Consider the following 24,930-nt stretch of genomic DNA (forward strand, 5'->3'; position numbering starts at 1 on the left):
GCGCTGAGCACGACAGGAATAAACTTAGCGTTCTACCCAACCAAGGGTGCGCCGCGCCAGTGTTTCACGCAGCGGAGGAACCAACTCCATCGCCATTAAACCAAGATTACGCCCAACAACTAACGGTGCCAGACGATTAGCAAATAGATGAATCAGACCATCGGTCACACCGATTGTGGCCTGCTGGTCGGGTTCTCGGCGCTGTTGATATTGGCTTAATATCTGATAGCTGCCGATATCATTGCCCTGTTGTTCTGCTTGAGCAATGATTTCTGCCAAAGACATAACGTCACGAAGACCAAGATTAAATCCCTGCCCCGCGATGGGATGTAGCGTTTGTGCGGCGTTGCCCACCAGCGCAAGGCGATGGCTGATATGTTGCTGGGCAGACGTTAAGCGCAGCGGATAGCTATGACGTTTCCCCGCTTTCACCATAGCGCCTAAACGCCAGCCAAAAGCCTGCTGCAGTTGGTGTAAAAACTCGGCATCGCTCCAGCTATCGACCTTAGCCTGATCTTCAGCCGCATGACACCACACCAGCGAGCATCGGCCTTCACTCATCGGTAACATCGCCAGCGGGCCGTTGCGGGTGAAGCGCTCAAAGGCTTTCCCCTGATGCGGTAACGAGGTTGTGACGTTGGCGATAACCGCTATCTGACCATAGTCCTCGCTGCGCCAGTCAACGTTGCAGTGCTGTGCTAACGCCGATGATGAACCATCTGCCGCCACCAGTAACTCGCCAGAAAGACGAGTACCGTTATCCAGCGTGATCGTGGCGCTGTGCTGTTGCCGCTCGACGCTGACCACTTTGGCCGGACAGTGCAAGGTGACGCCCGGCGCTTTTTCTAACAGCGTGAACAGCCGCGAACCCGCCTGATGAAGCTCAATAACCTGACCTAAATATGGGATCTGGTAATCTGATGCCTCAAGCCCCACAAAACCAGCATGACCCTGATCGCTGACGTGAACACGTTCAATCGGTGTTCCACACGCTTTCAGCGCGGGCCACACACCAATACGCGCTAATTGCTGGCAGGTGCCGTAGGCTAACGCAATGGCTCGCGCGTCAAATCCCGGATGTTTTCGGCTGTCTGGCGAAACGGCTTCAACCACCTCAACCTGAACGCGTCCTGCGCTCAACGCGGAAACCGCTAACGCCAGCGTTGCGCCCGCCATGCCTCCGCCTACAATGATCATTTTCATGCCGTGTATCGTTCCTCAGCTAGCGGCCTTTGCCTGTGCCATCAGCGCTTCAATATCGTCAGCATGCTTAACCACATCTTTGGTCAGCACCTCAAAGCCATTTTCGGTAATGAGAATATCGTCTTCGATACGGATGCCAATGCCGCGATACTCCGCCGGAACATCGGCATCTGGCGCAATGTATAGTCCTGGCTCGCAGGTCAGAACCATGCCCGGTTCTAACACGCGCTCGCGAGCGGAAGAGCCGTAATCACCGACGTCATGCACATCCAAACCTAACCAGTGGCTCAAACCATGCATGAAGAACTGGCGATGTGCCTGATCGGCAATCAGCTGATCTACGTCGCCCTTCATCACGCCTAATTTGACTAATCCTTCAACCATCACGCGCACCGCTGCGTCGTTAGCTTCACGGATACTGCGGCCTGGGCCAAAGATTTCAAACGCTTTATCCATTGAGGCCAGCACCAGATCGTAGATCTCACGCTGAGGTTGGGTAAATTTGCCATTAACCGGGAAGGTTCGTGTGATATCACCTGCATAGCCTTTATATTCACAGCCCGCATCAATTAACACCAACTCGCCGTCTTTGAGCTCGCTTTCGTTTTCGGTGTAATGCAAGATGCAGCCGTTTTCGCCACCGCCCACGATAGTGTTGTAGGAAGGATAGCGCGCCCCATGGCGGGTGAACTCATGCAGAATTTCACCTTCAAGCTGGTACTCAAACATACCGGGACGGCATTTCTCCATGGCACGAATATGCCCCAACGCGGTGATTTCACCTGCGCGGCGCATCGCGGCAATTTCTTCCTGTGATTTAAACAGGCGCATTTCATGCACCCAAGGACGCCAATCGATAAGCGTAGCCGGTGCGCGGAAATTCTGGCGCATGCCGCGACGTAGTTTTTCTAGCGCAGCAAACGTAATTTGGTCTGCAAAATCATATTGCCCCTGAGCGTGATAAACCACGTCTAGGCCGTTCAACAACAGGTGCAGCTGCTCTTCAATATCGCCATAAGGCAGTGCGCGATCGACACCGAGTTTAGCCGGTGCGGCTTCTTGCCCTAAACGACGCCCAAACCAAATCTCAGCGGTTAAGTCACGCACGCGATTAAACAGCACGCTGTGGTTGTGAGTTTCATCGCTCTTAATCAGGATCAGCAAGGCTTCAGGCTCGTTAAAGCCGGTCAGATACCAGAAGTCGCTGTTCTGGCGATAAGGGTATTCACTGTCGGCGCTGCGGGTGCATTCTGGCGCAGCAAAAAAGAGCGCGGCACTACCGGGTGCCATCTGTGCCAAAACAGCCTGACGGCGACGTTGAAATTCTTGCTGGGTCATGACCTTCTCCTGAAATCGGCAATTGCGGGCATGTAGCGTGGCGAACTCTGAAATGAGCAGCCAACACAGATGCGGCTTCAAGTATGAAGGATATAGACTATCATGCGGATTGCGTAATGGGATAAGCAAGATCAATCAGGCGGTAAGAGTTCCGCCTGATTTCATCGTTGCACTTTTCGTGATGCTTATTTAGTGCAGGGTTGGCTTTTGCATTTCAGCCGCGTTTGGCTTTTCCTGTGAGAATTCGCTGTGGCACAGCATCGCTGCCATACGCACGTATTCCGCAACTTCTTCCAGAGATTGTTCCAGCTCTTCCTGATCTTCGTCTTCTTCGTAGCCTAACTGAGCAATGCTACGCAGATCGTCGATAACCTCGCCGACTTCGCCTTTGATCTGGCCAAGATTTTTTTGCATCATTCCCAAACCTAGCAGGAAATGGTTCACCCAGCCGGAAAGCGCATCGGCACGATCAAATACGGTGACATCATCGCTATCCGGTAAAAGCAGTTGGAAGCCGAAACCATCATCTTCTAACGCATCACGGGTGTGCTGATAGGTTGCCTGAAGTGGCTGTGCGAGCGTTTGCGAAAATGCTTCGCCCTCGTTGGTTAGATCGTGGATCATCGTGCGCCAATTATCGTTCTGATTGCCGCCACACAGTATCCCGCTGATCAAGCCATGCATTTCAGCGGGAGTTAATCCAACGCCTTGCTGCTGCAAAGCCTGAGTAAAAACAGAATATTCGGGTACAGTAATCTCAATTGACATACGTTTTGGTCATCGTTGGCAGATAAAGTTCGTGTTATGCTACCATCAAGATCAGTCGCTATACCAGAAAAGGGCACGCTATAAGGCTTGTCATACCCAAAGTCATTGAAGTTGCATTCACATTTGCGGCTTCGCAACCCAGGGTACATGCCCAAGATAGTTGAAGTTATATCAGGTCGGTAAGCAAACGCAGCCAACACAGATAAATCTTCAAGTATGAAGGGCATGAGTCAAAAGGCTTGTATCTGCATAGCGAGGTATATATAGTTGGCGCCCGATTTAGTGACCCTCGCGGTTTTGAAACTGGCGCAAAATCTAGGCAGGAAGGTGGTATGTCTGCACAACCGGTAGATATTCAAATTTTTGGTCGTTCGTTAAGAGTTAATTGCCCGCCAGAACAACAAGAAGCGTTGAATCAGGCTGCAGAGGATCTTAATCAGCGGTTGCAAGATCTCAAAGTTCGCACTAGAGTCACCAATACGGAGCAACTGGTTTTCATCGCGGCATTAAACGTATGTCACGAACTGGCGCAAGAACGCTTGAAAACTCGCGATTATGCTTCCAATATGGAACAAAGAATTCGCATGTTGCAGCAGACCATCGAACAAGCTCTGCTGGAACAAGGTCGCATCACTGATCGTCAGGGTGCGCAGTTCGAATAAGTGTGACTTATAGTTGTAACATGTTGATTGGCAAACGATTTTTAAAGAAAGTCGTATCATTTTAAGAAAAATGTGATAAGCTAATTAACAGTAAAGGATACAAAATTTCTCTGAGGTGTTCGTGTGCGGGCCAGTCCCCTGAGCCGATATTTAATACCTCAAGAATGCGGCGGATCCGTAATCGGTGAGCACGCTCGGTCTCCGAGAAGCCTTAAGATTGCGTCGTTGCGTTCACCTTGAACCATGGGTTCAAGGGTTACAGCCTGCTGCGGCACCTCGGAGATTCCCTTACACCAAACATCCTTAAACGGGTGTGTCATGTCCAATAATCATTCTGTCAGCACATCTTCTTCAAATTCGGGTCAATCCCGCTCGGATATCCGCCGTTCAGTTCGCCAATTACGTAAAAATCTTAGCGATGATTTCCAACATCATGCCGCACAAGATATTGCGACACGCGTGATGGAACTACCGCGAATTCAAAACTCACGCACCGTTTCCCTGTTTCTCTCTTTCGACGGCGAGCTCAATACCAGACCGCTGATTGAACGTCTTTGGCAGGCGGGAAAATCGGTTTATCTTCCGGTTCTCCATCCCTTCAGCCGCGGTAACTTACTGTTTTTACATTATGGTGCCGAAAGCGAAATGGTTCTGAATCATTTTGGCATTGAAGAGCCACGCCTTAACGTACAACAGGTATTACCGGTGTCTCAGCTAGATATCATTTTTACCCCGCTGGTTGCGTTTGATGCCACAGGACAAAGATTAGGCATGGGAGGCGGATTTTATGACCGAACCTTACAGGATTGGGAAAGTGCCTACGCCCAACAACGCGGGCCATACCCAATAGGATTAGCGCATGACTGTCAGAGAGTCGATGCGCTGCCGGTACAAGAGTGGGATGTTCCACTGCCAGAAATCATCACGCCGAGCACTCACTACCGCTGGTAAGATGACAAAATGCCCCAATAAAAATGGCAGCGATTAGGCTGCCATTTTTGTTAGTGCGAAGAACATCGCGCTTAGAGATTAGTACAGCAAGCGGGCGCGAATTGTTCCCGTAATTTCTTTCATGCGCAGCAACGCCGCTTCCGCACGTTCAGTCTCGGTTTCGATATCAATAACGACATAGCCGATCTGAGCATTGGTTTGCAGATACTGCGCGGCAATGTTGACGCCCTCTTCCGCAAAGATCTGGTTAATCTGCGTCAGTACGCCAGGACGGTTTTCATGAATATGCAGCAGACGGCTGACATTTTCTTCATGCATCGGCAGAGAAACCTCAGGGAAGTTCACCGCTGACAATGAAGAACCGTTATCGGAATATTTCGTGAGTTTACCCGCCACTTCAGCACCGATATTTTCCTGTGCTTCCTGCGTTGAACCGCCAATGTGCGGCGTTAGCAAGACGTTATCGAATTCACACAACGGTGAATTAAACGGATCACTGTTGGTGGCTGGCTCCGTTGGGAACACGTCGATGGCCGCACCCGATAAATGCTTGGAAGATAACGCGTTGCACAGAGCAGGGATATCCACCACGGTGCCGCGTGATGCGTTGATAAGAATGGCTCCAGGCTTCATGAGCGCCAGCTCTTCGGCACCAATCATATCTTTGGTGGAACGCGTTTCAGGCACATGCAATGTCACGACATCGCTCATGTTGAGCAAATCAGAGAGATGACGTACCTGCTGCGCATTACCCAACGGCAGTTTATTCTCGATATCGTAGAAGAAGACGTTCATACCAATGCCTTCAGCCAAAATACCCAGCTGAGTTCCGATATGCCCGTAACCAATAATACCCAGTTTTTTACCACGCGCTTCAAAACAGCCCACGGCCTGTTTATTCCATTCACCGCGATGCGCACAGGCATTGGCCGTTGGGATACCGCGTAGCAGCAACAACAGCTCGCCCAGCACCATTTCGGCTACCGAACGTGTATTAGAGAACGGCGCATTAAATACCGGAATACCACGTTTTGCCGCCGCGGTAAGATCGACCTGATTGGTACCAATGCAGAAACAGCCTACGGCAATCAATTTTTCAGCCGCAGCGAAGATATCTTCGGTCAGATGGGTTCGGGAACGAATTCCAACGAAATGAGCATCACGAATGGATGCCTTCATCGATTCCGAGTCCAGCGCACCTTTATGATATTCGATGTTGGTGTAACCCGCTGCACGTAGATTGTCGACGGTGCTTTGATGAACCCCTTCAACTAAAAGGAACTTAATCCTGTCTTTCTCCAAAGATACTTTTGCCATGACCCGACCCTAACCCCTGTTAATTCGAACCTTAGTGTGGCCGCAACGGAAAACAAAACTCCTGCGGCATGCAGCCAACATAACAAATATTACGCATCCAGCAAGCCAACCGATTGCCTACGAGGGGGTGAGCAACGGGTTGAAAACGTTAAAAGTTGGCGAAAAATGCTACTGCTTTTAATCGTGACAGCGTGAAAGTATCGTCAAGCGCAAATATGTGACATATGTCACCGAATTTAGGGGGTGTGATAAATAAATGGAATTCCATGTTTAAAACGAAGTTAACAAAGAGGGAGAAATAAGATAAAAAACCCAAAGTGCTGCGCATAAAAAAAACAGCCCCGAAGATTCGGAGCTGCTGATTCATCATGGCGGATAATTTAAGCCGTAATGGTTTTCACGCCATCAGCCGAGCCAACCAGCGCAACGTCCGCGCCACGATTTGCGAACAGGCCAACGGTGACCACACCGGCAATACCGTTAATCTGTTTTTCTAACGCAATCGCATCCATAATTTTCAGATTATGCACGTCTAAAATCACGTTGCCGTTATCGGTCAGAACGCCTTGGCGATATTCTGGCTGACCACCTAACTTCACCAGTTCACGCGCAACGTAAGAGCGCGCCATCGGGATCACTTCGACAGGCAGCGGGAAGTTACCCAGAATATCTACCTGTTTAGAAGAATCGACGATACAAATAAATTTCTTCGCCACGGCCGCCACGATTTTCTCGCGAGTCAGTGCCGCTCCGCCGCCTTTGATCATCTGCATGTGGCCGTTGATTTCATCCGCACCATCAACATAAATATCTAACGAATCGACTTCGTTAAGATCGAAAACGGTAATACCCAAACTTTTCAGTTTCTCAGTGGAAGCATCAGAGCTGGATACCGCGCCCTCGATCTGCCCTTTCATGGTGCCCAGTGCATCAATAAAATGCGCAGCGGTTGAGCCCGTGCCCACCCCCACGATGGTGCCTGGTTTTACATACTTGAGCGCTTCCCAACCCACTGCTTTTTTCAGTTCATCTTGAGTCATTACCGAATCCTATGGACTATGCTACGAAAACGTGTGCGTATTATAGAGCAACTGCCCATAAATGGCGTGTCACAGGGCGGCTTTTTCGCCTTACGCGATCACCTTTTCCATGACAAGAGTGTATTTTCTCCTCTTGAAGGGGAAAAAATGTGGCATATTGCAGTTATTAAGATATAAAAATCATAAGAGCAGGGGACGAAGAACAACATGAAACGCCCGGACTACCGGACTTTGCAAGCACTGGATGCGGTAATACGCGAACGTGGCTTTGAGCGTGCGGCACAAAAACTCTGTATAACTCAGTCAGCGGTTTCTCAGCGAATCAAGCAGTTAGAAAACCTGTTCGGTCAGCCTCTGCTGGTTCGTACCGTCCCTCCTCGCCCAACGGAACAGGGGCAGCGTTTACTGGCTTTGTTGCATCAGGTTGAGCTGCTTGAAGAGGAGTGGCTAGGCAACGATAGCAGCACCGATGGCCCGCTGCTGCTCTCTCTCGCCGTTAACGCCGATAGTTTGGCTACTTGGCTGCTGCCCGCCTTAAAACCGGTGCTGGCGGATTCACCGCTACGCTTGAACCTTCAGGTTGAAGACGAAACGCGAACTCAGGAACGACTCCGTCGTGGTGAAGTGGTCGGCGCGGTGAGTATCCAGCCACAGCCATTACCTAGCTGCTTAGTCGACCGCCTTGGTACGCTCGATTACCTGTTTGTGGCGTCACCGACTTTTGCTGCACGTTACTTCCCAAATGGTGTGAACCGCTCTTCACTGTTGAAAGCGCCAGCCGTCGCCTTTGACCACTTAGACGATATGCATCAAGCGTTCTTGCAGCAGAACTTTGACCTACCGCCGGGCAGCGTACCGTGCCATATCGTCAATTCATCTGAAGCCTTTGTCCAACTGGCATTGCAGGGAACCACCTGCTGTATGATCCCGCATCTTCAGATCGAAAAAGAGCTGAAAGAAGGCTCGCTGATAAACTTAACCCCCGGCATGGTTCAGCGCCGAATGCTGTATTGGCACCGATTCGCACCAGAAAGCCGTATGATGCGCCGAGTCACCGACGCGCTGCTTTCTCACGGACACAACGTACTGCGCCAAGATTAAGCTCTTCATCGTGGCAATAAAAAACCATAAAAAAAGCACACCTTGAGGTGTGCTTTTTTACTCTATCAGCAGACGTTATTTATTTAAGCTGAATACCACATCAACCTGATCGTCAAACTGGATCGTTTGCTGTTCATAGGTCTGCGCAGCAGAAGTTTTTGGCATTGAATCAGCAGCCATATACATGCGGCTTACTGGGGCTGGCTGGTAGTTGGATACGTGATACTGAATGCTGTATACCGGACCAAGCACCACACCAAATCCTTTCGCCAGAGACTGAGCCTGACTCACGGCATTTTTAATCGCTTCCTGACGTGCCTGTTCACGATAGGCTTCTGGCTTGGCAACGCCTAGCTCAACGGAACGGATCTCGTTGAGGTTAGCTTTCAATGCACCATCTAATAAACCATTCAGCTTATCCAACTGGCGCAGAGTGACTTGCACGCGGCGGTCGGCACGATAGCCTTTCAGCTCGCTTTTGCCGTCTTTCAGGTAATCGTACTCTGGCTGCGTGCTTAAATTAGCCGCACTGATATCTTTTTTCTCAATACCGTTGGTATTCAGAAAATCAAAATATTTAGCTACACGCTGATCGACCTGCGTCTTGGCGCTCGCCGCATCTTTTGCAGACGCGGTAACTTGGAAAGTCAGCGTCGCAATATCAGGAGTTGCGTCTACGCTTGATGTTCCAGAGGTCGCTAGGTGTGGACCTACTGGCATTTCAGCCGCCTGAGACAGCGCTGGCAACGCGCTTAATCCCATCACTGCAACCATCGCTAAGGCTTTTAGCTTCATGGTGTCTCCTTGTAGACATACTCGATGTTTAGTGGTTTCAACTGCCGGTATCTGGCGCTGAAAGATGAACAACATCCTGAACTAAAAAAAACGCTAACGCATTAGGAACAATCCAGAATTTTATCCACCAACTGCCAACAACACCTTACAAATGTAGCCCATTTCTTGCCAGCTGCAGGGCAATAACCCACATCACGCAGGCAACGAGAAGATTAATCACCCGTTGAGCCTTAGGCGTACTTAACCATGGCGCTAACCACGCCGCGAGCAATGCCAATGAAAAGAACCAAATCGCAGAAGCGCTTACGGCGCCAAAAGCAAACCAACTACGGGCGTCCGCTGCAAGCTGTCCACCTAGGCTTCCCAGCACCACAAACGTATCTAAATAGACATGCGGGTTAAGCCATGTCACAGCCAGCATGGTCACTACAATCCGCCAGCGGCTTTGCTGCACCACCTCAGCCCCCGTTTGAATCCCTTCTTTCGCCATTGCCGCACGAAAAGCGCCCCAGCCGTACCACAGCAAAAATGCGACTCCGCCCCAAGTCACTAACATCAACAACAACGGCGACTGACTCAACAGCGCGCTACCGCCAAAAATACCGCCACAGATCAAAACAATATCGCTAAGCGCGCATAGACAGGCAATCATCAGATGATACTGACGGCGGATCCCCTGGCTTAAGACAAACGTATTTTGTGGGCCCAGCGGTAAAATCATGGCTGCGCTCAAGGCAAAGCCCTGTAAAAAAACAGAAAACATGGGAGGTTCCTCGAAAATATAGCTGCGTCCCAACGAGAGGATGGGCCGGAATGGCAGCGATATTACGCCGAGATGTTAAGAAGAGGAAATGGATGATTCTTATCGGGGATTAGAGTAGCTAATACAGGAGAACCTAGAATCTCCCCTCCCAACCTCCTCATTTGCAAGAAGAGGCTATGGAGGGGAACTTGTTAATGATTATTCCTGCTCAGCCTTGCGCACAGCGGTTTGATACAGATGAACATCCATCTGCGGGAATGGAATTCCAATTTTATTGGCATCCAAACCACGTTTGAAGTTTTCCATCAGATCAAAATAGACCGGCCAGTAATTAGCATTCGTCGTCCACGCACGCACCACGAAATTCAGCGATGAGGCCGCCATTTCATTCAGGCGAATGGTCACACCTTGGTCGTGCATAATACGTTTATCAGCGGCAACAATATCGCCTAATACTTTTTTGACTAGGTCGATATCCGCATCGTAGGCCACACCAACGGTTATATCTACGCGACGATTTGGTTCACGGGAGTAGTTGATAATATTACCCGCAATAATTTTCCCATTGGGAACCACGATAGTTTTATTATCTGCGGTTAACATGGTTGTAGAGAAAATCTGAACATCCTTCACAGTACCGGAAACACCACCCAGATCGACAAACTCTCCTGTGCGGAATGGGCGGAATAGCACCAACAGCACACCTGCTGCAAAGTTAGAAAGCGACCCTTGCAATGCCAGACCAACGGCTAAACCCGCGGCACCAATCACCGCAATAACGGAAGCTGTTTGCACACCGATACGGCCTAATGCAGCGATAATGGTAAACGCCAAAATACCGTAACGAACTAATGCAGAAAGGAAATGAGCCACGGTAAGGTCAACGCCGCGAGCCTTCATTAAACGGGTAATTGTGCCAGAAACAATTTTGGCAATAATCGAACCGACAATGAAAATAACAATCGCAGCAACAATATTGACTGCATACTGAATGAGTAAGTCCTGATTTTTCACTAACCAGTTTCCGGCACTGCTAATACCATCGGCAACGTTCAGGTCTTTCATAAACTGTCCTCCCTTTAACAAATCAAAAGTAGCGCAATATGCTCAAATTATACCGTTTTGTACGGCATGTTTGTGTAAGGTTAACGGACAATATCCTATCCGCCAACTAATCAAAGCCTAAATCGTAAAATTGAGATTAGTCGAATCGGCCATTACGAATATTTTAGTCGTAATAAAAACACAAAAAAAAACACCCTAACGACAACGCTAGGGTGTTTTATTCAGCCATCACGCTAATCAAATTAGCGGGATGCAACAAGCATTACAGAACGTCTTTGCAGTTCAGTTCGTCAAATGCCAGTTCCAGACGAGCAATCATGCTGGTCTGAGCAGCACGCAACCAAACGCGTGGATCGTAGAATTTCTTGTTAGGTTTGTCTGCGCCTTCTGGGTTACCCAGCTGGCCCTGCAGATAGCCTTCATTTTTCTTGTAATAGTTCAGAATACCTTCCCATGTTGCCCACTGGGTATCGGTATCGATATTCATTTTAATTACGCCGTAGCTGACCGCTTCTTTGATTTCTGCAGCAGTAGAACCAGAACCACCGTGGAATACGAAGTTCAGGCTGTTGTGTGGCAGGTTGTGTTTCTTAGAAACGTATTCCTGAGAGTTGTGCAGGATTTTTGGTGTCAGCTGTACGTTACCTGGCTTGTATACGCCGTGTACGTTACCGAAAGAGGCAGCGATAGTGAAACGTGGGCTGATTGCGTTCAGTTTAGTGTACGCGTAATCAACGTCTTCTGGCTGAGTGTACAGCGCAGAGCTATCCATATGGCTGTTATCCACGCCATCTTCTTCACCACCGGTGCAACCCAGTTCAATTTCCAGCGTCATGCCGATTTTAGACATGCGGGTCAGATACTTGGAGCAGATCTCGATGTTTTCTTCCAGAGACTCTTCAGACAGGTCGATCATGTGAGAAGAGAACAGTGGTTTGCCAGTAGCAGCGAAATGTTTTTCACCCGCGTCCAACAGGCCGTCTAACCATGGCAGCAATTTCTTAGCGCAGTGGTCAGTGTGCAGAATAACTGGAACACCGTAGTGTTCAGCCATCTGGTGTACGTGATGCGCACCAGAGATAGCACCCAGGATTGCAGCCCCCTGAGGAACGTCGGTTTTCACGCCTTTACCAGCGATAAATGCAGCACCGCCGTTTGAGAACTGAACGATAACCGGAGCACGTGCTTTAGAAGCAGCTTCCATTACCGCATTGATTGAGTCTGTACCAACACAGTTAACTGCAGGCAATGCGAAATTGTTTTCTTTAGCGATCTGGAAAACTTTCTGAACATCATCACCAGTGATGACACCCGGTTTAACAAAATCAAAAATTTTAGACATGTTACGTCGTCCTGTTTCGTGGGCCGTAAGTAAAAAATAAATCGTCTTCAGCTACTTGCTACACGCTTATCACGAATATCGTAATAAAGCGCCATGTATCCAAATAGATAGAACAACGGGAGGCTCGGCCTCCCGTTACGGTTCATTACTGCTTAGCACGTTCTTCCAGCATCACTACCGCTGGCAATTTTTTGCCTTCAACGAATTCTAAGAATGCGCCGCCGCCAGTAGAGATGTAGGAAATTTTGTCTGCGATACCGAATAGATCGATAGCCGCCAGAGTATCACCGCCGCCTGCGATAGAGAATGCTTCGCTATCAGCGATTGCTTGAGCAACGATCTCGGTGCCTTTGCGGAAGTTAGGGAACTCGAACACACCGACTGGGCCGTTCCACAGAATGGTTTTCGCATTCTTCAGAATTTCAGCCAGCTGGTGTGCTGAAGCATCACCCAGATCCAGAATCTGCTCGTCATCTTTAATGTCGTTGACTGATTTCAGCGTTGCAGCCGCAGTTTCAGAGAACTCGGTAGCAACACGAACGTCGGTAGGAACTGGGATGTCACAGGTTGTCAGCAGTTTTTTCGCTTCATCAACCAGATCGGCTTCGTACAGTGATTTACCGACGTTGTGGCCTTGAGCTGCAACGAAGGTGTTCGCGATGCCGCCACCAACAATCAGTTTGTCAGCGATTTTAGACAGAGAATCCAGAACGGTCAGCTTGGTAGAAACTTTTGAACCACCAACGATAGCAACCATTGGGCGTGCTGGGTTACCCAGCGCTTTGCCCAGTGCTTCCAGCTCTGCAGACAGCAGAGGACCCGCACATGCGATAGGTGCAAATTTACCTACGCCGTGGGTTGAAGCCTGTGCACGGTGTGCAGTACCGAATGCGTCCATGACGTAAACGTCACACAGTGCAGCGTATTTTTTAGACAGGGTTTCGTCGTCTTTCTTTTCGCCTTTGTTGAAGCGAACGTTTTCCAGAACAACCAGTTCACCTTCTGCAACGTCAACACCGTCCAAGTAGTCTTTAGCCAGACGAACTGGAGACTTCAGGTGGTCTTTCAGATAGTTAACAACCGGCAGCAGAGAGTACTCTTCGTTGTATTCGCCTTCGGTAGGACGACCCAGATGGGAAGTAACCATTACACGAGCGCCCTGCTTCAGAGCAGCTTCGATAGTTGGCAGCGATGCACGGATACGCGCATCAGAAGTCACTTTGCCTTCTTTAACTGGAACGTTCAGATCTGAACGGATCAGGACACGTTTACCAGCCAAATCCAAATCGGTCATCTTAATTACAGACATGGTGAACCCTCTCGTTGATTCTCTTAAAGTTGCTTGACCGTCACAGCTGCACAGGCGGCTGTGCCGTACTGGAAACCGCTTGGAACATTGCCAGCGTCGTATCTAACATACGATTGGCAAAACCCCATTCGTTGTCGCACCAGACCAACGTTTTTATCAAGTGTTGACCGCTGACGCGCGTCTGCGTGCCATCAACAATGGCACTGTGCGGGTCGTGATTAAAATCGGTCGAAACCAGTGGTAATTCTGTATAGTCAACTATACCACGAAATGAGGTGCTTGCTGCCTTTTGCAGTAGGTGGTTGACATCACTCACCTTTACTGCGGCCTGCACGCTAACGCTCAAATCGATTGCCGTAACGTTAATCGTCGGCACTCGCACTGAAATCGCCTCAAAGCGATCGCAGAACTTAGGAAAAATGCGGGTGATACCAGCGGCCAATTTCGTGTCGACAGGAATTATCGACTGGCTGGCCGCGCGTGTCCGACGCAGGTCGGAATGGTACGCATCTATCACCGGCTGATCGTTCATTGATGAGTGAATCGTGGTAACCGTACCCGATTCAATCCCAAACGCATCATCGAGCAATTTAATGACTGGGATAATGCAGTTAGTCGTGCAGGATGCGTTAGACACAATGTGGTGTTCTGGCTGCAATTCCTGCTGGTTCACACCATAGACTACGGTTGCATCAAGATCGTGACTGCCGGGGTGGGAGAACAAAACTTTTTTGGCCCCCGCCATAATATGAGCTTCGCCATCGGCTCGACTGCCATAAACACCGCTACAGTCTAGTACGATATCCACACCCAGTTCACGCCACGGCAAATCTGCAATCTGCTTCTCATGCAGCAGACGAATAGTGTCATCGCCCACCCACATCGTATCCCGCTCCTGACGGACATCCCAAGCAAAGCGCCCATGGCTGGAATCGTATTTCAATAAATGAGCCATGCCTTCCGCATTTGCCAATTCATTTATCGCTACCACGGACATCTCTACTCTACGACCGGATTCGTATAACGCGCGTAATACGCTGCGTCCGATTCGACCAAAACCGTTTATTGCGATGCGAATAGTCATATCACTCCCTGCGCCAAACGCAGTTTAAAACGAAAGTTTTAAGGCAAGAGCATAGAGTAATCCAGCATCGAAAACGATGGAAATCCCGTTGTCACATAATCCCGATAATTGATGCTTCATCAATCAACTGAAACGCTTCAGCCAAGAATAAACCAAAGCCTCAACAAAAGAAATAACCGCAATAAAATGGGCGTTATGCCTCGCTTTCTTTCGCTTAAAATGTGCTATAGCTCACAATTTATGGGCGTTAAAGAGTGCCGCTAAGCATAAAAAAACGGGACTGCCCTGCGGCAATCCCGTTTTTATCAGCGATAACTACCAAATTATTTCAGCAGCGCTTTCGCTTTAGCAACAACGTTGTCTACGGTGAAGCCAAACTCTTTGAACAGCAGCTCAGCTGGCGCAGATTCGCCGAAGGTCGTCATACCGACTACGGCACCGTTCAGGCCAACATACTTGTACCAGAAGTCAGCGATACCGGCTTCAACAGCAACGCGAGCGCTAACTGCCGCTGGCAGTACGGACTCACGATAGGCAGCATCTTGCTTATCGAAGACTTCAGTCGCAGGCATTGAAACAACACGAACCTTACGGCCTTCCGCAGTCAGCTGATCCGCAGCGTTCACAGCCAGTTCAACTTCAGAACCGGTCGCAATGAAGATAAGCTCTGGCTGACCAGCGCAATCTTTCAGGATGTAACCGCCGCGAGAGATGTTAGCCACCTGCTCTGGGGTACGATCCATCTGGGCCAGATTCTGACGCGAGAAGATCAGCGCAGATGGGCCATCGTTACGCTGAATAGCGAACTGCCATGCAACCGCAGATTCAACCTGGTCACATGGACGCCATGTGTTCATGTTTGGCGTCACACGCAGGCTAGCCATCTGCTCAACCGGCTGGTGAGTTGGGCCATCTTCACCCAGACCGATAGAGTCATGGGTATAAACGAAGATGTTACGGATTTTCATAAGCGCGGCCATGCGAACGGCGTTGCGTGCATATTCCATAAACATCAGGAAGGTTGCGCCGTATGGCAGGAAACCGCCGTGCAGAGCAATACCGTTCATGATGGCTGACATACCGAATTCACGTACACCGTAATGGATGTAGTTACCGGCCAGATCTTCGTTCAACGGCTTAGAACCAGACCACATGGTCAGGTTACTTGGTGCCAAGTCAGCAGAACCACCTAAGAATTCAGGCAGAACTTTACCGAAAGCTTCCAGCGCATTTTGAGACGCTTTACGGCTCGCGATTTTCGCTGGGTTAGCTTGCAGGTGATCGATGAATTTCTTGGATTCTTCAGCCCAGTTAGCTGGCAGCTCACCGCTTACGCGACGTTTGAACTCAGCAGCCAGTTCAGGGAATGCAGCCTGATAGGCAGCAAATTTCTTATCCCAAGCGCTTTCTTTCGCTTTGCCCGCTTCTTTTGCATCCCACTGAGAATAGATTTCCTGAGGGATTTCAAACGGAGCGTAGTTCCAGCCCAGTGCTTTACGGGTTGCTTCAATTTCAGCAGCACCCAGTGGCGCACCGTGAGCTTCATGAGAACCGGCTTTGTTCGGTGAACCGAAACCGATGGTGGTTTTGCACATCAGCAGAGATGGCTTATCGGTCACTTTACGTGCGTCTTCGATAGCCGCTTTGATTGCGTCGCTGTTGTGACCATCTACGCCACGGATAACGTGCCAGCCGTAAGCTTCAAAACGCTCAGCGGTGTTATCGGTGAACCAGCCTTCAACGTGACCATCGATAGAAATACCGTTGTCATCATAGAACGCGGTCAGTTTGCCCAGCTTCAAAGTACCCGCCAAAGAGCAAACTTCGTGAGAGATGCCTTCCATCATGCAGCCATCACCCAAGAATGCGTAGGTGTGGTGATTAACGATGTCGTGACCAGGGCGATTAAACTGCGCGGCCAAAGTACGTTCTGCAATCGCCATACCCACCGCATTCGCGATGCCCTGACCCAGTGGGCCAGTGGTGGTTTCTACGCCTGGGGTATAGCCGTATTCTGGGTGACCTGGAGTTTTAGAGTGCAACTGACGGAAATTTTCCAGCTCGGTGATTGGCAGATCATAGCCAGTGAGGTGCAGCAGGCTATAAATCAACATAGAGCCATGGCCGTTAGAAAGCACAAAGCGGTCACGATCGGCCCAATTTGGATTGGTCGGGTTGTGATTCATGTAATCGCGCCACAGGACTTCCGCGATATCAGCCATACCCATAGGGGCACCTGGGTGACCAGAATTGGCTTTCTGCACAGCGTCCATACTGAGTGCACGGATCGCATTGGCAAGCTCTTTACGAGAGGACATGTTCTACTCCAAGTCGGATTTAAAGAAACAGGGTTCGGGGTATTTTCTCAGACTACGTATGAAAACAGCAATCCCTAAGGCTAAATGAGTCGATGATGTCTCATTATATTTCTCTTAATAGCAGATTAATCCGCTTTCATACGGGGTCTGTATAGACAGAATACATACTCAATGACAGCCTAATTGGCGCTGGATACACTACCACAGATCGTCATTCAATCTCTGGAAAGACTGCACCCAAGGAAAATAACATGAACAAAATAACACTTCCTCTTATTGCTCTAACAGCCTCTGCCTTCCTCAGCGGCTGTCAAAACATGAATACAGAAGGACTGATGCAGTCTGGCGCACAGGCCTTTCAGGCCGCAACGCTTTCTGATGCCCAAGTCAAAGCCCTGAGTGAACAGTCTTGTGCGGAAATGGACAGCAAAAACCAAATCGCCCCAGCGGATAGCACCTATGCCAAACGCTTAGCAACCATTTCTAAAGCGCTGGGCAGCGATATCAATGGTACCCCAGTCAACTATAAAGTCTATGTGACGAAAGACGTCAACGCGTGGGCGATGGCTAACGGCTGCGTGCGTGTCTACAGTGGACTTATGGACATGATGAATGACAACGAAGTCGAAGGCGTGCTTGGGCATGAAATGGGCCACGTCGCATTAGGCCATTCGCGTAAAGCCATGCAGGTGGCCTACGCCACCACGGCGGCGCGTACCGCTATTGCCGCCAGCAGCGGTATCGGCGCACAGCTATCCCAGTCACAACTTGCCGATCTGGGAGAGAAACTGGTGAATTCGCAGTTCTCGCAAAAGCAAGAAAGTGAAGCTGATGACTACTCTTTCGATCTGCTTAAAAAGCGTGGGATCAACCCGCTTGGGCTAGCCACCAGCTTCGACAAACTGGCCTCTCAGGAAGCAGGACGTCAAAGCAGCATGTTTGACGATCACCCATCCTCTCAGGCCCGTGCTCAGCACATTCGCGATCGCATCGCCGCAGAGCAATAATCCCCCTAGGCTCCGATATCATTTCGGAGCCATTTTTCACGTCGTTCCCGCCCGCAAAATTGCGTCTATGTTAATAGTAAATTAACTACTTCCTGCGAATTCCTAATGATAGTCTCAGGCGATTTTACTGTATGAAAATCATGCAATTAACCTATCATTTGTCAACGGAAGATAAAGATAATGAACATTAAAACGCTTATTGCGATAGCGATCGCATCTGCCGCATTAACCGGCTGTGAGCACATTAATACCCAAATGGCCGCGCAGTCTGGCGTGCAAGCAATTCAGGCGGCAACGCTCAGCGATGCCGATGCCAGATCCCTCGCCAATCAATCCTGCAAAGAGTTGGATAACCAAAGCCAAATCGCCAGCAGCAAAAGCAAATACACCAAACGCTTAAACAAAATTGCGAAGGCGATGGGTAACAACATCAACGGGCTACCGGTTAACTACAAGGTGTACATGACCGATGACATCAATGCGTTCGCGATGGCAAACGGCTGCATCCGCGTATACAGCAGCCTGATGGACATGATGACCGACGATGAAATTGAAGGCGTGCTAGGTCATGAAATGGGGCACGTTGCACTCGGCCACAGCTTGAAAGCCATGAAGGTCGCTTATGGCACCATCGCGGCTAGAACGGCAGTAGCCTCCACCAGCGGCGTGGCCGCCGAGCTGTCACAGACTCAGTTAGCCGATCTGGGCGAAGCGCTGATCAACTCACAATTCTCTCAGCATCAGGAGTCTGAAGCCGATGACTTCTCTTATGATTTCCTGAAAAAACACAAGTTGAACACGCTGGGATTGGCTACCAGCTTTGAGAAACTGGCTGAGCTCGACGGTGGCCGCAAAGGCAGCATGTTTGATTCACACCCACCATCAACCGAACGCGCACAGCATATCCGCGAACGTATCGCTGCAGACAAATAAAATCTGACGCATAAAAAAACCGCAGCTTTACTTTGGCTGCGGTTTTTATTTAACGACTCAAACAAAACGAATTAGTCGTCGGCTTTCTCGCCTTTCACTTCTTTGGCTTCGATTTCACGATACCAGCGCGGGTGATGCTTACGCGCCCAGCGGCGGCTGACTTTACCTTCCACCATGCCTTTGATCGATCCCTTAACCCAGAAAGCCATATACATATGGATCAGGATCGCGTGGATCAGCACGATTGCCGCAGCCGCATGGATCAGCAACGAATAACGTACCATTTCGATCGGGAAGTGCTGGGCAAAATACGGACGCCAGATAATGATGCCGGTAACCAGCAGCACGAAAATCAGGCTCATGATGCTCCAGAACATCATTTTCTGACCGGCGTTATATTTACCCACGTCAGCAACTTCGTGCTCATTACCTTTGAGCACTTCAACGATGTTCACCACCCACGGCACGTCTTCACGTTCAGGAATGTTGTGCTTCACAAAACGGAAGAACATGAACATCAGCGCCACAAAAATCAGCACGCCAAAGAATGGGTGCATGATGCGCCCCATCTGCGGTGTACCAAACGTTTGTGTCAGCCACTGCAACGTTGGGAAGAACAGCGCGATGCCAGATAGCGAAACTAAGAAGAAACAAATTACCACCGTCCAATGACAGGCACGGTCGATGAATTTGGTACGAACGATCATTTTACTTTTACTCATGATGGTTCCCCTTCTCGTCATCACCTTCTTCTTCGTCGCTCACCTCTTTGTTCGGGCCAACGCCAATATAGTGATAAATCAAACCGGCAAAGGTCGCGATAAATCCAGCAACTGACAGCGGCTTCAACACCCCTTTCCACAAACCAACCGCCATATCGATCTTCGGATCTTTCGGCAAGTTGTGATATAGCTCTGGCTTATCCGCATGATGCAGAACATACATCACGTGAGTGCCGCCAACGCCTTCAGGGTTATAAATACCCGCATGCTCAAAGCCACGTTTTTTCAGCTTCTCAACGCGCTCGCTCGCCACTTCCAGCATCTCTTTCTTGCTGCCGAAATGAATCGCACCGGTCGGACACGTTTTCACACAGGCAGGTTCTTGTCCCACGCTCACGCGGTCAACGCACAGCGTACATTTGTACACGCGGTTGTCGTCTGGATTTAAGCGAGGAATGTTGAACGGACAGCCTGCGATGCAATAGCCACAGCCGATGCAGTGTTCAGACTGGAAATCGACGATGCCGTTTGCATACTGAATGATCGCACCCGCCGACGGGCATGCCTTCAGGCAGCCCGGATCGGTACAGTGCATACAGCCATCTTTACGGATGAGCCACTCCAGCTTGCCGTTTTGCTCGACTTCCGAGAAACGCATCAGCGTCCAAGATTTAGCGCTCAAATCGGCAGGGTTATCGTAAACCCCAACGCAGTGCCCTACCTCGTCACGGATATCGTTCCACTCAGAACAGGCTACCTGACAGGCTTTGCAGCCAATACAGGTAGACACGTCGATAAGCTTAGCCACTTCTTCTTTGTAGTCGCGAGCCTGCGGCGGTGGCGTTAAGGCATTAGTCGCCGAACGCTTGATAATGTCTTGTGATTGCATGGACATAAGTTCGGCTCCTTACACCTTTTCCACGTTAACTAAAAACGCCTTGTACTCTGGCGCTTGCGAGTTAGCGTCGCCAACGAACGGAGTCAGGGTGTTGGCGATAAAGCCTTTGCGTGCCACGCCTTCAAAGCCCCAGTGAATAGGAATACCCACGGTATCCACTTCCTGACCATTGACCTGCAAGGTACGCAGACGGCGAGTCACCACTGCTTTCGCTTTGATAAAACCGCGCTTGCTGCTGACTTTCACCGTATCACCGTGCTCAATGCCTTTCGCTTTCGCCAAACCTTCGCTGATCTCCACGAACTGTTCAGGCTGAACGATGGCGTTAAGACGCGCATGCTTCGTCCACGTGTGGAAATGCTCGGTCAGACGATACGTGGTACCGACGTAAGGGAACTCAGTCTTGTTACCCATACGTTTAGCATCCGCCTCATACAAGCGAGCCGCCGGGTTAGAGATAACGTTTGGATGCAGTGGGTTGGTGCCCAACGGTGTTTCAAACGGCTCGTAATGCTCAGGGAATGGCCCTTCCGCCATCTTGTCGATGGCAAACAGACGACCCAAGCCTTCCGGCTGCATGATAAACGGTCCGACGCCGCTGCCCGGTGCGGCGGTGTTGTAGTCTGGAATATCGTTTCCGACCCATTTGCTACCATTCCACTCGATCAGCATGCGCTTAGGATCCCACGGTTTACCCATTGGATCTGCCGACGCACGGTTATAAATAATGCGGCGGTTCAGCGGCCATGCCCAAGCCCAGCCCAGCGTATTACCTAAGCCTGACGGATCGCTGTTATCCCGATTCGCCATCTGGTTGCCCTTGCTGGTCCAGCTACCGGCATAAATCCAGCAGGCGCTTGCCGTGGTGCCGTCATCGCGCAGATGAGCAAAGGTATCCAGCAGTTGGCCTTTCTTGGCTAACAACGTGCCGTTAGCATCGTACAAATCGGCCAACGCATAACCGTTGTTCTCTTTCGCCACTTCTTCAGATTCAGGATGATCTGGCTGCTCATAGCCCCAGCCCATTTTCAGTAACGGCTCAACGCCTTTACCGCCTTCATTCTGATACATGGTGCGCAGGCGATGGTACAGACCGGCAAGAATTTCGCCGTCGTTACGCGCTTCACCTGGGGCGTCTGCGCCTTTCCAGTGCCATTGCAGCCAGCGGCCTGAGTTTGCAATCGAACCGTCTTCTTCGGCGAAGCAGGTTGAAGGCAGACGGAAGACTTCAGTCTGGATCGATGCCGTATCAACCTCGTTCATCTCACCGTGGTTTTGCCAGAAGTTTGAAGTTTCTGTCACCAACGGATCGATAATCACCAGATATTTCAGCTTAGAAAGCGATTCAACGACCTTATTCTTATCTGGGAATGACGCCACTGGGTTAAAGCCTTGGCAGATATAGCCAGTGACTTTGCCCTGATCCATCATCTGGAAGTACTTCATCACGTCGTAGGACTGATCCCACTTCGGCAGCCAATCAAAGCCCCAGTTATTTTCTTTCTGCGCATCGTCACCATAGAAAGCCTTCATCAAGCTGACGAAGAATTTCGGATAGTTACCCCAATAGTTAACCTGACCCGGCAGCGTCGCTTTTGGCGTATTCGCTGCGAGATAGGTTTCTAGATTGGTGTGCTTTTCTGATGGCAGCGTCAAATAGCCCGGCAGGCTGGTAGACAGCAAGCCAAGATCGGTAAGACCCTGAATATTGGAGTGACCACGTAAGGCGTTAACGCCGCCACCGGCCATCCCCATGTTGCCTAACAGCAACTGGATCATCGCCATGGTACGGATGTTCTGCGCACCCACGGTGTGCTGAGTCCAACCCAATGCGTACAGGAATGTCGTTGTACGATCGGCTGCGCTGGTTGACGCTAAGACTTCGCAAACTTTCAGGAAATCTGCCTGCGGCGTGCCACAGATATTTTCCACCACGTCTGGCGTATAGCGACTCACGTGCTCTTTCAGCAAATTCCACACGCAGCGCGGATGCTGCAAGGTGTCATCGCGTTTGGCATAGCCATTTTCGTCGAACTGATAGTTCCACGTGGTTTTGTCGTACTGACGTTTAGATTCGTCATAGCCGCTGAACAAACCGTCTTCAAACGTAAAATCATCCCGCACCAGCAGGCTGGCGTTGGTGTAGTTTTTAACGTATTCAGCGTTAATTTTATTGTTAGAAATCAGGTACAGCAAAACGCCCGACAAGAAGGTAATGTCGGTACCAGAGCGGATCGGCGCATAAATATCCGCAACCGAAGCGGTACGGGTAAAGCGCGGATCGACCACAATCAGCGTGGCGTCATTGTTGTTTTTGGCTTCCATCGCCCAGCGGAATCCGACCGGATGCGCTTCAGCGGCGTTGCCACCCATCACCATAACAACGTTGGCGTTTTTGATATCAACCCAGTGGTTGGTCATCGCACCGCGACCAAATGTTGGAGCAAGACTTGCTACCGTTGGTCCGTGTCAGACGCGCGCTTGGTTATCAACCGCCAACATGCCCAGTGAACGGGCGAATTTTTGCGTGAGCATACCGGTTTCATTGCTGGCCGCAGAGGCGCACAACATACCGGTTGAAAGCCAGCGGTTAACCGTGACGCCTTCGGCGTTTGTCGTTTCAAAATTCTTATCACGGTCGTTTTTCATCAGCTTGGCGATGCGCTCAAAAGCATCGTCCCAGCTAATGCGCTGCCACTTATCAGAGCCTGGCGCACGGTATTCTGGGTAACGCAGACGATTTTCACTGTGGATATAATCCAGCAGGCCAGCACCTTTCGGGCAAAGTGCGCCACGGTTTACCGGATGATCCGGGTCCCCTTCAATGTGAAAAATCGTTGATTTCGCGTTCTTGGCACCATCGCCAAGGCTATACATCAATAACCCACAGCCAACAGAACAATAGGTACAGGAGTTACGGGTTTCTTTTGCACGCAGCAACTTATAGTTACGTGACTCCGCTAGCGCCATAGTAGGAGTGAATCCTAAAACTGCCGCTGTTGTACCAGCCATCCCGCCGGCGCAGATTCTAAAAAACTGTCTGCGACTGACGTCCATTGCCATCCTCATTGCTTCAATGATGTTTTTGTCAGCGGCAAACTAACAGTTACAACCCTGCTCATATTGAGTCAAATCAAAAAATAGAACTATTCACTCAATATTTACCCCTTAATAAGTAGAAAAGGTAACGTTTCGTTAACTCCAGTGGCACACAGAATAAGGATTTGTAGGATTAATCTGCAACCAGATAGTCATTCAAAAATTAGATTAAAAAAGCGATTTACTGTTAAAAAGATAGCTACTTGAGCCACCTCACGGTATCAATAGGCTCATGAGCTGTTGCTATAACAATTGATTACTGGCTTATCGCAACTAAATCAATATGGCGGGCGCTACCCTGTGCATTTTTGACTAAAACACGATTGGTGAACTCAAACACTCGGCCAGTCACATTTATTCTTATTCTATTTCCATCACAGATGATCTTCGCACTGCCAACATCGCTAATTAATACTGGCGCAGGAAGCTGCTTTTTGTCTTTCAACGAAACGACACGATGATCCATCAAGTAATATTGATAGAAAAAGGGAGCTGTCGCGCCGCCAGTGTCGTCAAGCAGCACACTCACGTAAACACCATCACAGGCCTGATATGATTCAACCAGATGGCTCTTATTCAATTGGTCAGGATCAGAAAATAAATATAATAGGGCGACAGCGCCACAAATAACCCCTCCAATAAATAGCATAATTTTAATAGCCATTTTCTCTCGCATAGCGGATACCCGCTTCAATCATGTCTTGATCACTTGGATCGCCACGTCGCCTCGCCTGAGCCATATTTTCATTAATAGATACATTCGGTGGTGCTGTAGGAACTTTGGTCATAAATTATTCCTAAAAAAATGAAATTGATTGTGTTATAAATTATAAAAATAATTTAATAGCACTGTTTCAACGCCATCCTAATTGGATAATCAAATTTAATTCCGCGAGACTAACCTCATATTTTAAAAGTTTTCTTCAGTGTATAAAAAATCTTGTTTACACATTTTTTATCCCGCACCTCCAACGTTTTACCCTGCCTTTATACCGAGCGTCTTATTCTGGTTTTATCGCATGAGTATCCATACAGATGAGGCGAAAATCATGTGCAAAATTATTACGCTACAGCCCATGCATTACTCCCAAATCCTGTGCCAACAGTCTCACAGGGTGGGTGAATCGGTTTTTGCTTCCACCAGCCGCCCAATCAGTATGAAAATATATTTGCTGCTGGCGAAAAAAACTAACCATCCATAACGAAAAAAGGCGA

At 49.5% G+C, this 24,930-nt stretch carries 23 protein-coding genes and 1 other RNA gene; 7 read left to right on the forward strand and 17 right to left on the reverse strand.

Features of this window, described 5'->3' with window-relative positions:
* Positions 1 to 24: 24 nt before the first annotated feature.
* The 3 genes from ubiH to DSM2777_RS21810 all read right to left on the reverse strand — a co-directional run bounded on the left by ubiH (position 25) and on the right by DSM2777_RS21810 (position 3,309).
* Positions 25 to 1,203: a 2-octaprenyl-6-methoxyphenyl hydroxylase gene (gene ubiH / locus DSM2777_RS21800; protein WP_046459060.1), complete on the reverse strand. Its 1,179-nt coding sequence runs from the start codon at positions 1,201 to 1,203 to the stop codon at positions 25 to 27.
* Between the two features lie 15 nt (positions 1,204 to 1,218).
* Positions 1,219 to 2,541, reverse strand: coding sequence for a Xaa-Pro aminopeptidase (gene pepP, locus DSM2777_RS21805; protein ID WP_046459061.1), 1,323 nt, complete (start codon positions 2,539 to 2,541; stop codon positions 1,219 to 1,221).
* A 189-nt stretch (positions 2,542 to 2,730) separates the two neighbouring features.
* Complete coding sequence (locus tag DSM2777_RS21810) at positions 2,731 to 3,309, reverse strand: YecA/YgfB family protein (RefSeq protein ID WP_040046195.1); 579 nt, start codon at positions 3,307 to 3,309, stop codon at positions 2,731 to 2,733.
* Between the two features lie 332 nt (positions 3,310 to 3,641).
* Here DSM2777_RS21810 and zapA point away from each other — a divergent pair, with 332 nt between their 5' ends.
* The 3 genes from zapA to DSM2777_RS21825 all read left to right on the forward strand — a co-directional run bounded on the left by zapA (position 3,642) and on the right by DSM2777_RS21825 (position 4,922).
* Positions 3,642 to 3,971, forward strand: a complete 330-nt coding sequence (gene zapA / locus DSM2777_RS21815; RefSeq protein WP_004846886.1) for a cell division protein ZapA — start codon at positions 3,642 to 3,644, stop codon at positions 3,969 to 3,971.
* 104 nt (positions 3,972 to 4,075) lie between these two features.
* Positions 4,076 to 4,258, forward strand: a non-coding RNA gene (gene ssrS, locus DSM2777_RS21820) — 6S RNA.
* Between the two features lie 31 nt (positions 4,259 to 4,289).
* Positions 4,290 to 4,922, forward strand: a complete 633-nt coding sequence (locus tag DSM2777_RS21825) for a 5-formyltetrahydrofolate cyclo-ligase (RefSeq protein WP_061555143.1) — start codon at positions 4,290 to 4,292, stop codon at positions 4,920 to 4,922.
* Between the two features lie 78 nt (positions 4,923 to 5,000).
* On the opposite strand, the gene serA is transcribed toward DSM2777_RS21825, so the two are convergent.
* Both serA and rpiA read right to left on the reverse strand, forming a co-directional pair.
* Positions 5,001 to 6,239, reverse strand: coding sequence for a phosphoglycerate dehydrogenase (gene serA, locus DSM2777_RS21830; RefSeq protein WP_025799158.1), 1,239 nt, complete (start codon positions 6,237 to 6,239; stop codon positions 5,001 to 5,003).
* Between the two features lie 380 nt (positions 6,240 to 6,619).
* Positions 6,620 to 7,279 (reverse strand): ribose-5-phosphate isomerase RpiA, encoded by a 660-nt coding sequence (rpiA, locus tag DSM2777_RS21840; protein ID WP_025799156.1) that lies wholly within the window; start codon positions 7,277 to 7,279, stop codon positions 6,620 to 6,622.
* 207 nt (positions 7,280 to 7,486) lie between these two features.
* Between rpiA and DSM2777_RS21845 the strand changes: the two genes are divergently transcribed.
* Positions 7,487 to 8,380: a LysR family transcriptional regulator ArgP gene (locus DSM2777_RS21845; protein ID WP_061555145.1), complete on the forward strand. Its 894-nt coding sequence runs from the start codon at positions 7,487 to 7,489 to the stop codon at positions 8,378 to 8,380.
* A 75-nt stretch (positions 8,381 to 8,455) separates the two neighbouring features.
* On the opposite strand, the gene DSM2777_RS21850 is transcribed toward DSM2777_RS21845, so the two are convergent.
* The 7 genes from DSM2777_RS21850 to tkt all read right to left on the reverse strand — a co-directional run bounded on the left by DSM2777_RS21850 (position 8,456) and on the right by tkt (position 17,056).
* Entirely contained in the window at positions 8,456 to 9,175 is a 720-nt protein-coding gene (locus tag DSM2777_RS21850; protein ID WP_046459063.1) for an oxidative stress defense protein, read from the reverse strand.
* Between the two features lie 145 nt (positions 9,176 to 9,320).
* A complete protein-coding gene (argO, locus tag DSM2777_RS21855) occupies positions 9,321 to 9,938 on the reverse strand; it encodes an arginine exporter ArgO (protein WP_025799150.1) in 618 nt (205 codons plus the stop codon).
* 198 nt (positions 9,939 to 10,136) lie between these two features.
* The gene (gene mscS, locus DSM2777_RS21860; RefSeq protein ID WP_046459065.1) at positions 10,137 to 11,003 is read right to left on the reverse strand and encodes a small-conductance mechanosensitive channel MscS; all 867 of its coding nucleotides are present in this window, start codon (positions 11,001 to 11,003) and stop codon (positions 10,137 to 10,139) included.
* Between the two features lie 262 nt (positions 11,004 to 11,265).
* Positions 11,266 to 12,345, reverse strand: a complete 1,080-nt coding sequence (fbaA, locus tag DSM2777_RS21865; RefSeq protein ID WP_046459066.1) for a class II fructose-bisphosphate aldolase — start codon at positions 12,343 to 12,345, stop codon at positions 11,266 to 11,268.
* A 145-nt stretch (positions 12,346 to 12,490) separates the two neighbouring features.
* Positions 12,491 to 13,654 (reverse strand): phosphoglycerate kinase, encoded by a 1,164-nt coding sequence (gene pgk / locus DSM2777_RS21870; protein WP_046459067.1) that lies wholly within the window; start codon positions 13,652 to 13,654, stop codon positions 12,491 to 12,493.
* A 40-nt stretch (positions 13,655 to 13,694) separates the two neighbouring features.
* Positions 13,695 to 14,738 (reverse strand): erythrose-4-phosphate dehydrogenase, encoded by a 1,044-nt coding sequence (gene epd / locus DSM2777_RS21875; RefSeq protein WP_046459068.1) that lies wholly within the window; start codon positions 14,736 to 14,738, stop codon positions 13,695 to 13,697.
* A gap of 323 nt (positions 14,739 to 15,061) precedes the next feature.
* Positions 15,062 to 17,056: a transketolase gene (gene tkt / locus DSM2777_RS21880; RefSeq protein WP_040046202.1), complete on the reverse strand. Its 1,995-nt coding sequence runs from the start codon at positions 17,054 to 17,056 to the stop codon at positions 15,062 to 15,064.
* Positions 17,057 to 17,307: 251 nt separating this feature from the next.
* Here tkt and loiP (DSM2777_RS21885) point away from each other — a divergent pair, with 251 nt between their 5' ends.
* Positions 17,308 to 18,063, forward strand: a complete 756-nt coding sequence (loiP, locus tag DSM2777_RS21885; RefSeq protein ID WP_061555146.1) for a metalloprotease LoiP — start codon at positions 17,308 to 17,310, stop codon at positions 18,061 to 18,063.
* A gap of 177 nt (positions 18,064 to 18,240) precedes the next feature.
* Positions 18,241 to 18,996, forward strand: coding sequence for a metalloprotease LoiP (gene loiP, locus DSM2777_RS21890; protein ID WP_227742313.1), 756 nt, complete (start codon positions 18,241 to 18,243; stop codon positions 18,994 to 18,996).
* Between the two features lie 71 nt (positions 18,997 to 19,067).
* Here the strand turns inward: loiP (DSM2777_RS21890) and fdnI are convergent, their stop codons facing one another.
* The 5 genes from fdnI to DSM2777_RS25095 form a co-directional block, all read right to left on the reverse strand.
* Positions 19,068 to 19,718 (reverse strand): formate dehydrogenase-N subunit gamma, encoded by a 651-nt coding sequence (fdnI, locus tag DSM2777_RS21895; protein ID WP_061555147.1) that lies wholly within the window; start codon positions 19,716 to 19,718, stop codon positions 19,068 to 19,070.
* Positions 19,711 to 20,613: a formate dehydrogenase subunit beta gene (gene fdxH / locus DSM2777_RS21900; protein ID WP_025799133.1), complete on the reverse strand. Its 903-nt coding sequence runs from the start codon at positions 20,611 to 20,613 to the stop codon at positions 19,711 to 19,713. The genes fdnI and fdxH overlap by 8 nt, the downstream gene beginning before the upstream one ends.
* Positions 20,614 to 20,625: 12 nt before the next feature.
* Positions 20,626 to 23,673 carry a formate dehydrogenase-N subunit alpha gene (fdnG, locus tag DSM2777_RS21905; RefSeq protein WP_156088298.1) on the reverse strand — a complete coding sequence of 1,016 codons (3,048 nt, stop codon included), beginning with the start codon at positions 23,671 to 23,673 and terminating at the stop codon, positions 20,626 to 20,628.
* Positions 23,674 to 23,971: 298 nt separating this feature from the next.
* On the reverse strand, positions 23,972 to 24,379 hold the full coding sequence (locus DSM2777_RS21915; protein ID WP_061555149.1) for a hypothetical protein: 408 nt from the start codon (positions 24,377 to 24,379) through the stop codon (positions 23,972 to 23,974).
* Complete coding sequence (locus DSM2777_RS25095; protein ID WP_257724762.1) at positions 24,369 to 24,503, reverse strand: hypothetical protein; 135 nt, start codon at positions 24,501 to 24,503, stop codon at positions 24,369 to 24,371. The genes DSM2777_RS21915 and DSM2777_RS25095 overlap by 11 nt, the downstream gene beginning before the upstream one ends.
* A 231-nt stretch (positions 24,504 to 24,734) precedes the next feature.
* Here DSM2777_RS25095 and DSM2777_RS24620 point away from each other — a divergent pair, with 231 nt between their 5' ends.
* Positions 24,735 to 24,917, forward strand: coding sequence for a hypothetical protein (locus tag DSM2777_RS24620; RefSeq protein WP_156088299.1), 183 nt, complete (start codon positions 24,735 to 24,737; stop codon positions 24,915 to 24,917).
* Positions 24,918 to 24,930 lie beyond the last annotated feature (13 nt).

It is taken from the genome of Obesumbacterium proteus, assembly GCF_001586165.1.
GTDB classification, from domain to species: domain Bacteria; phylum Pseudomonadota; class Gammaproteobacteria; order Enterobacterales; family Enterobacteriaceae; genus Hafnia; species Hafnia protea.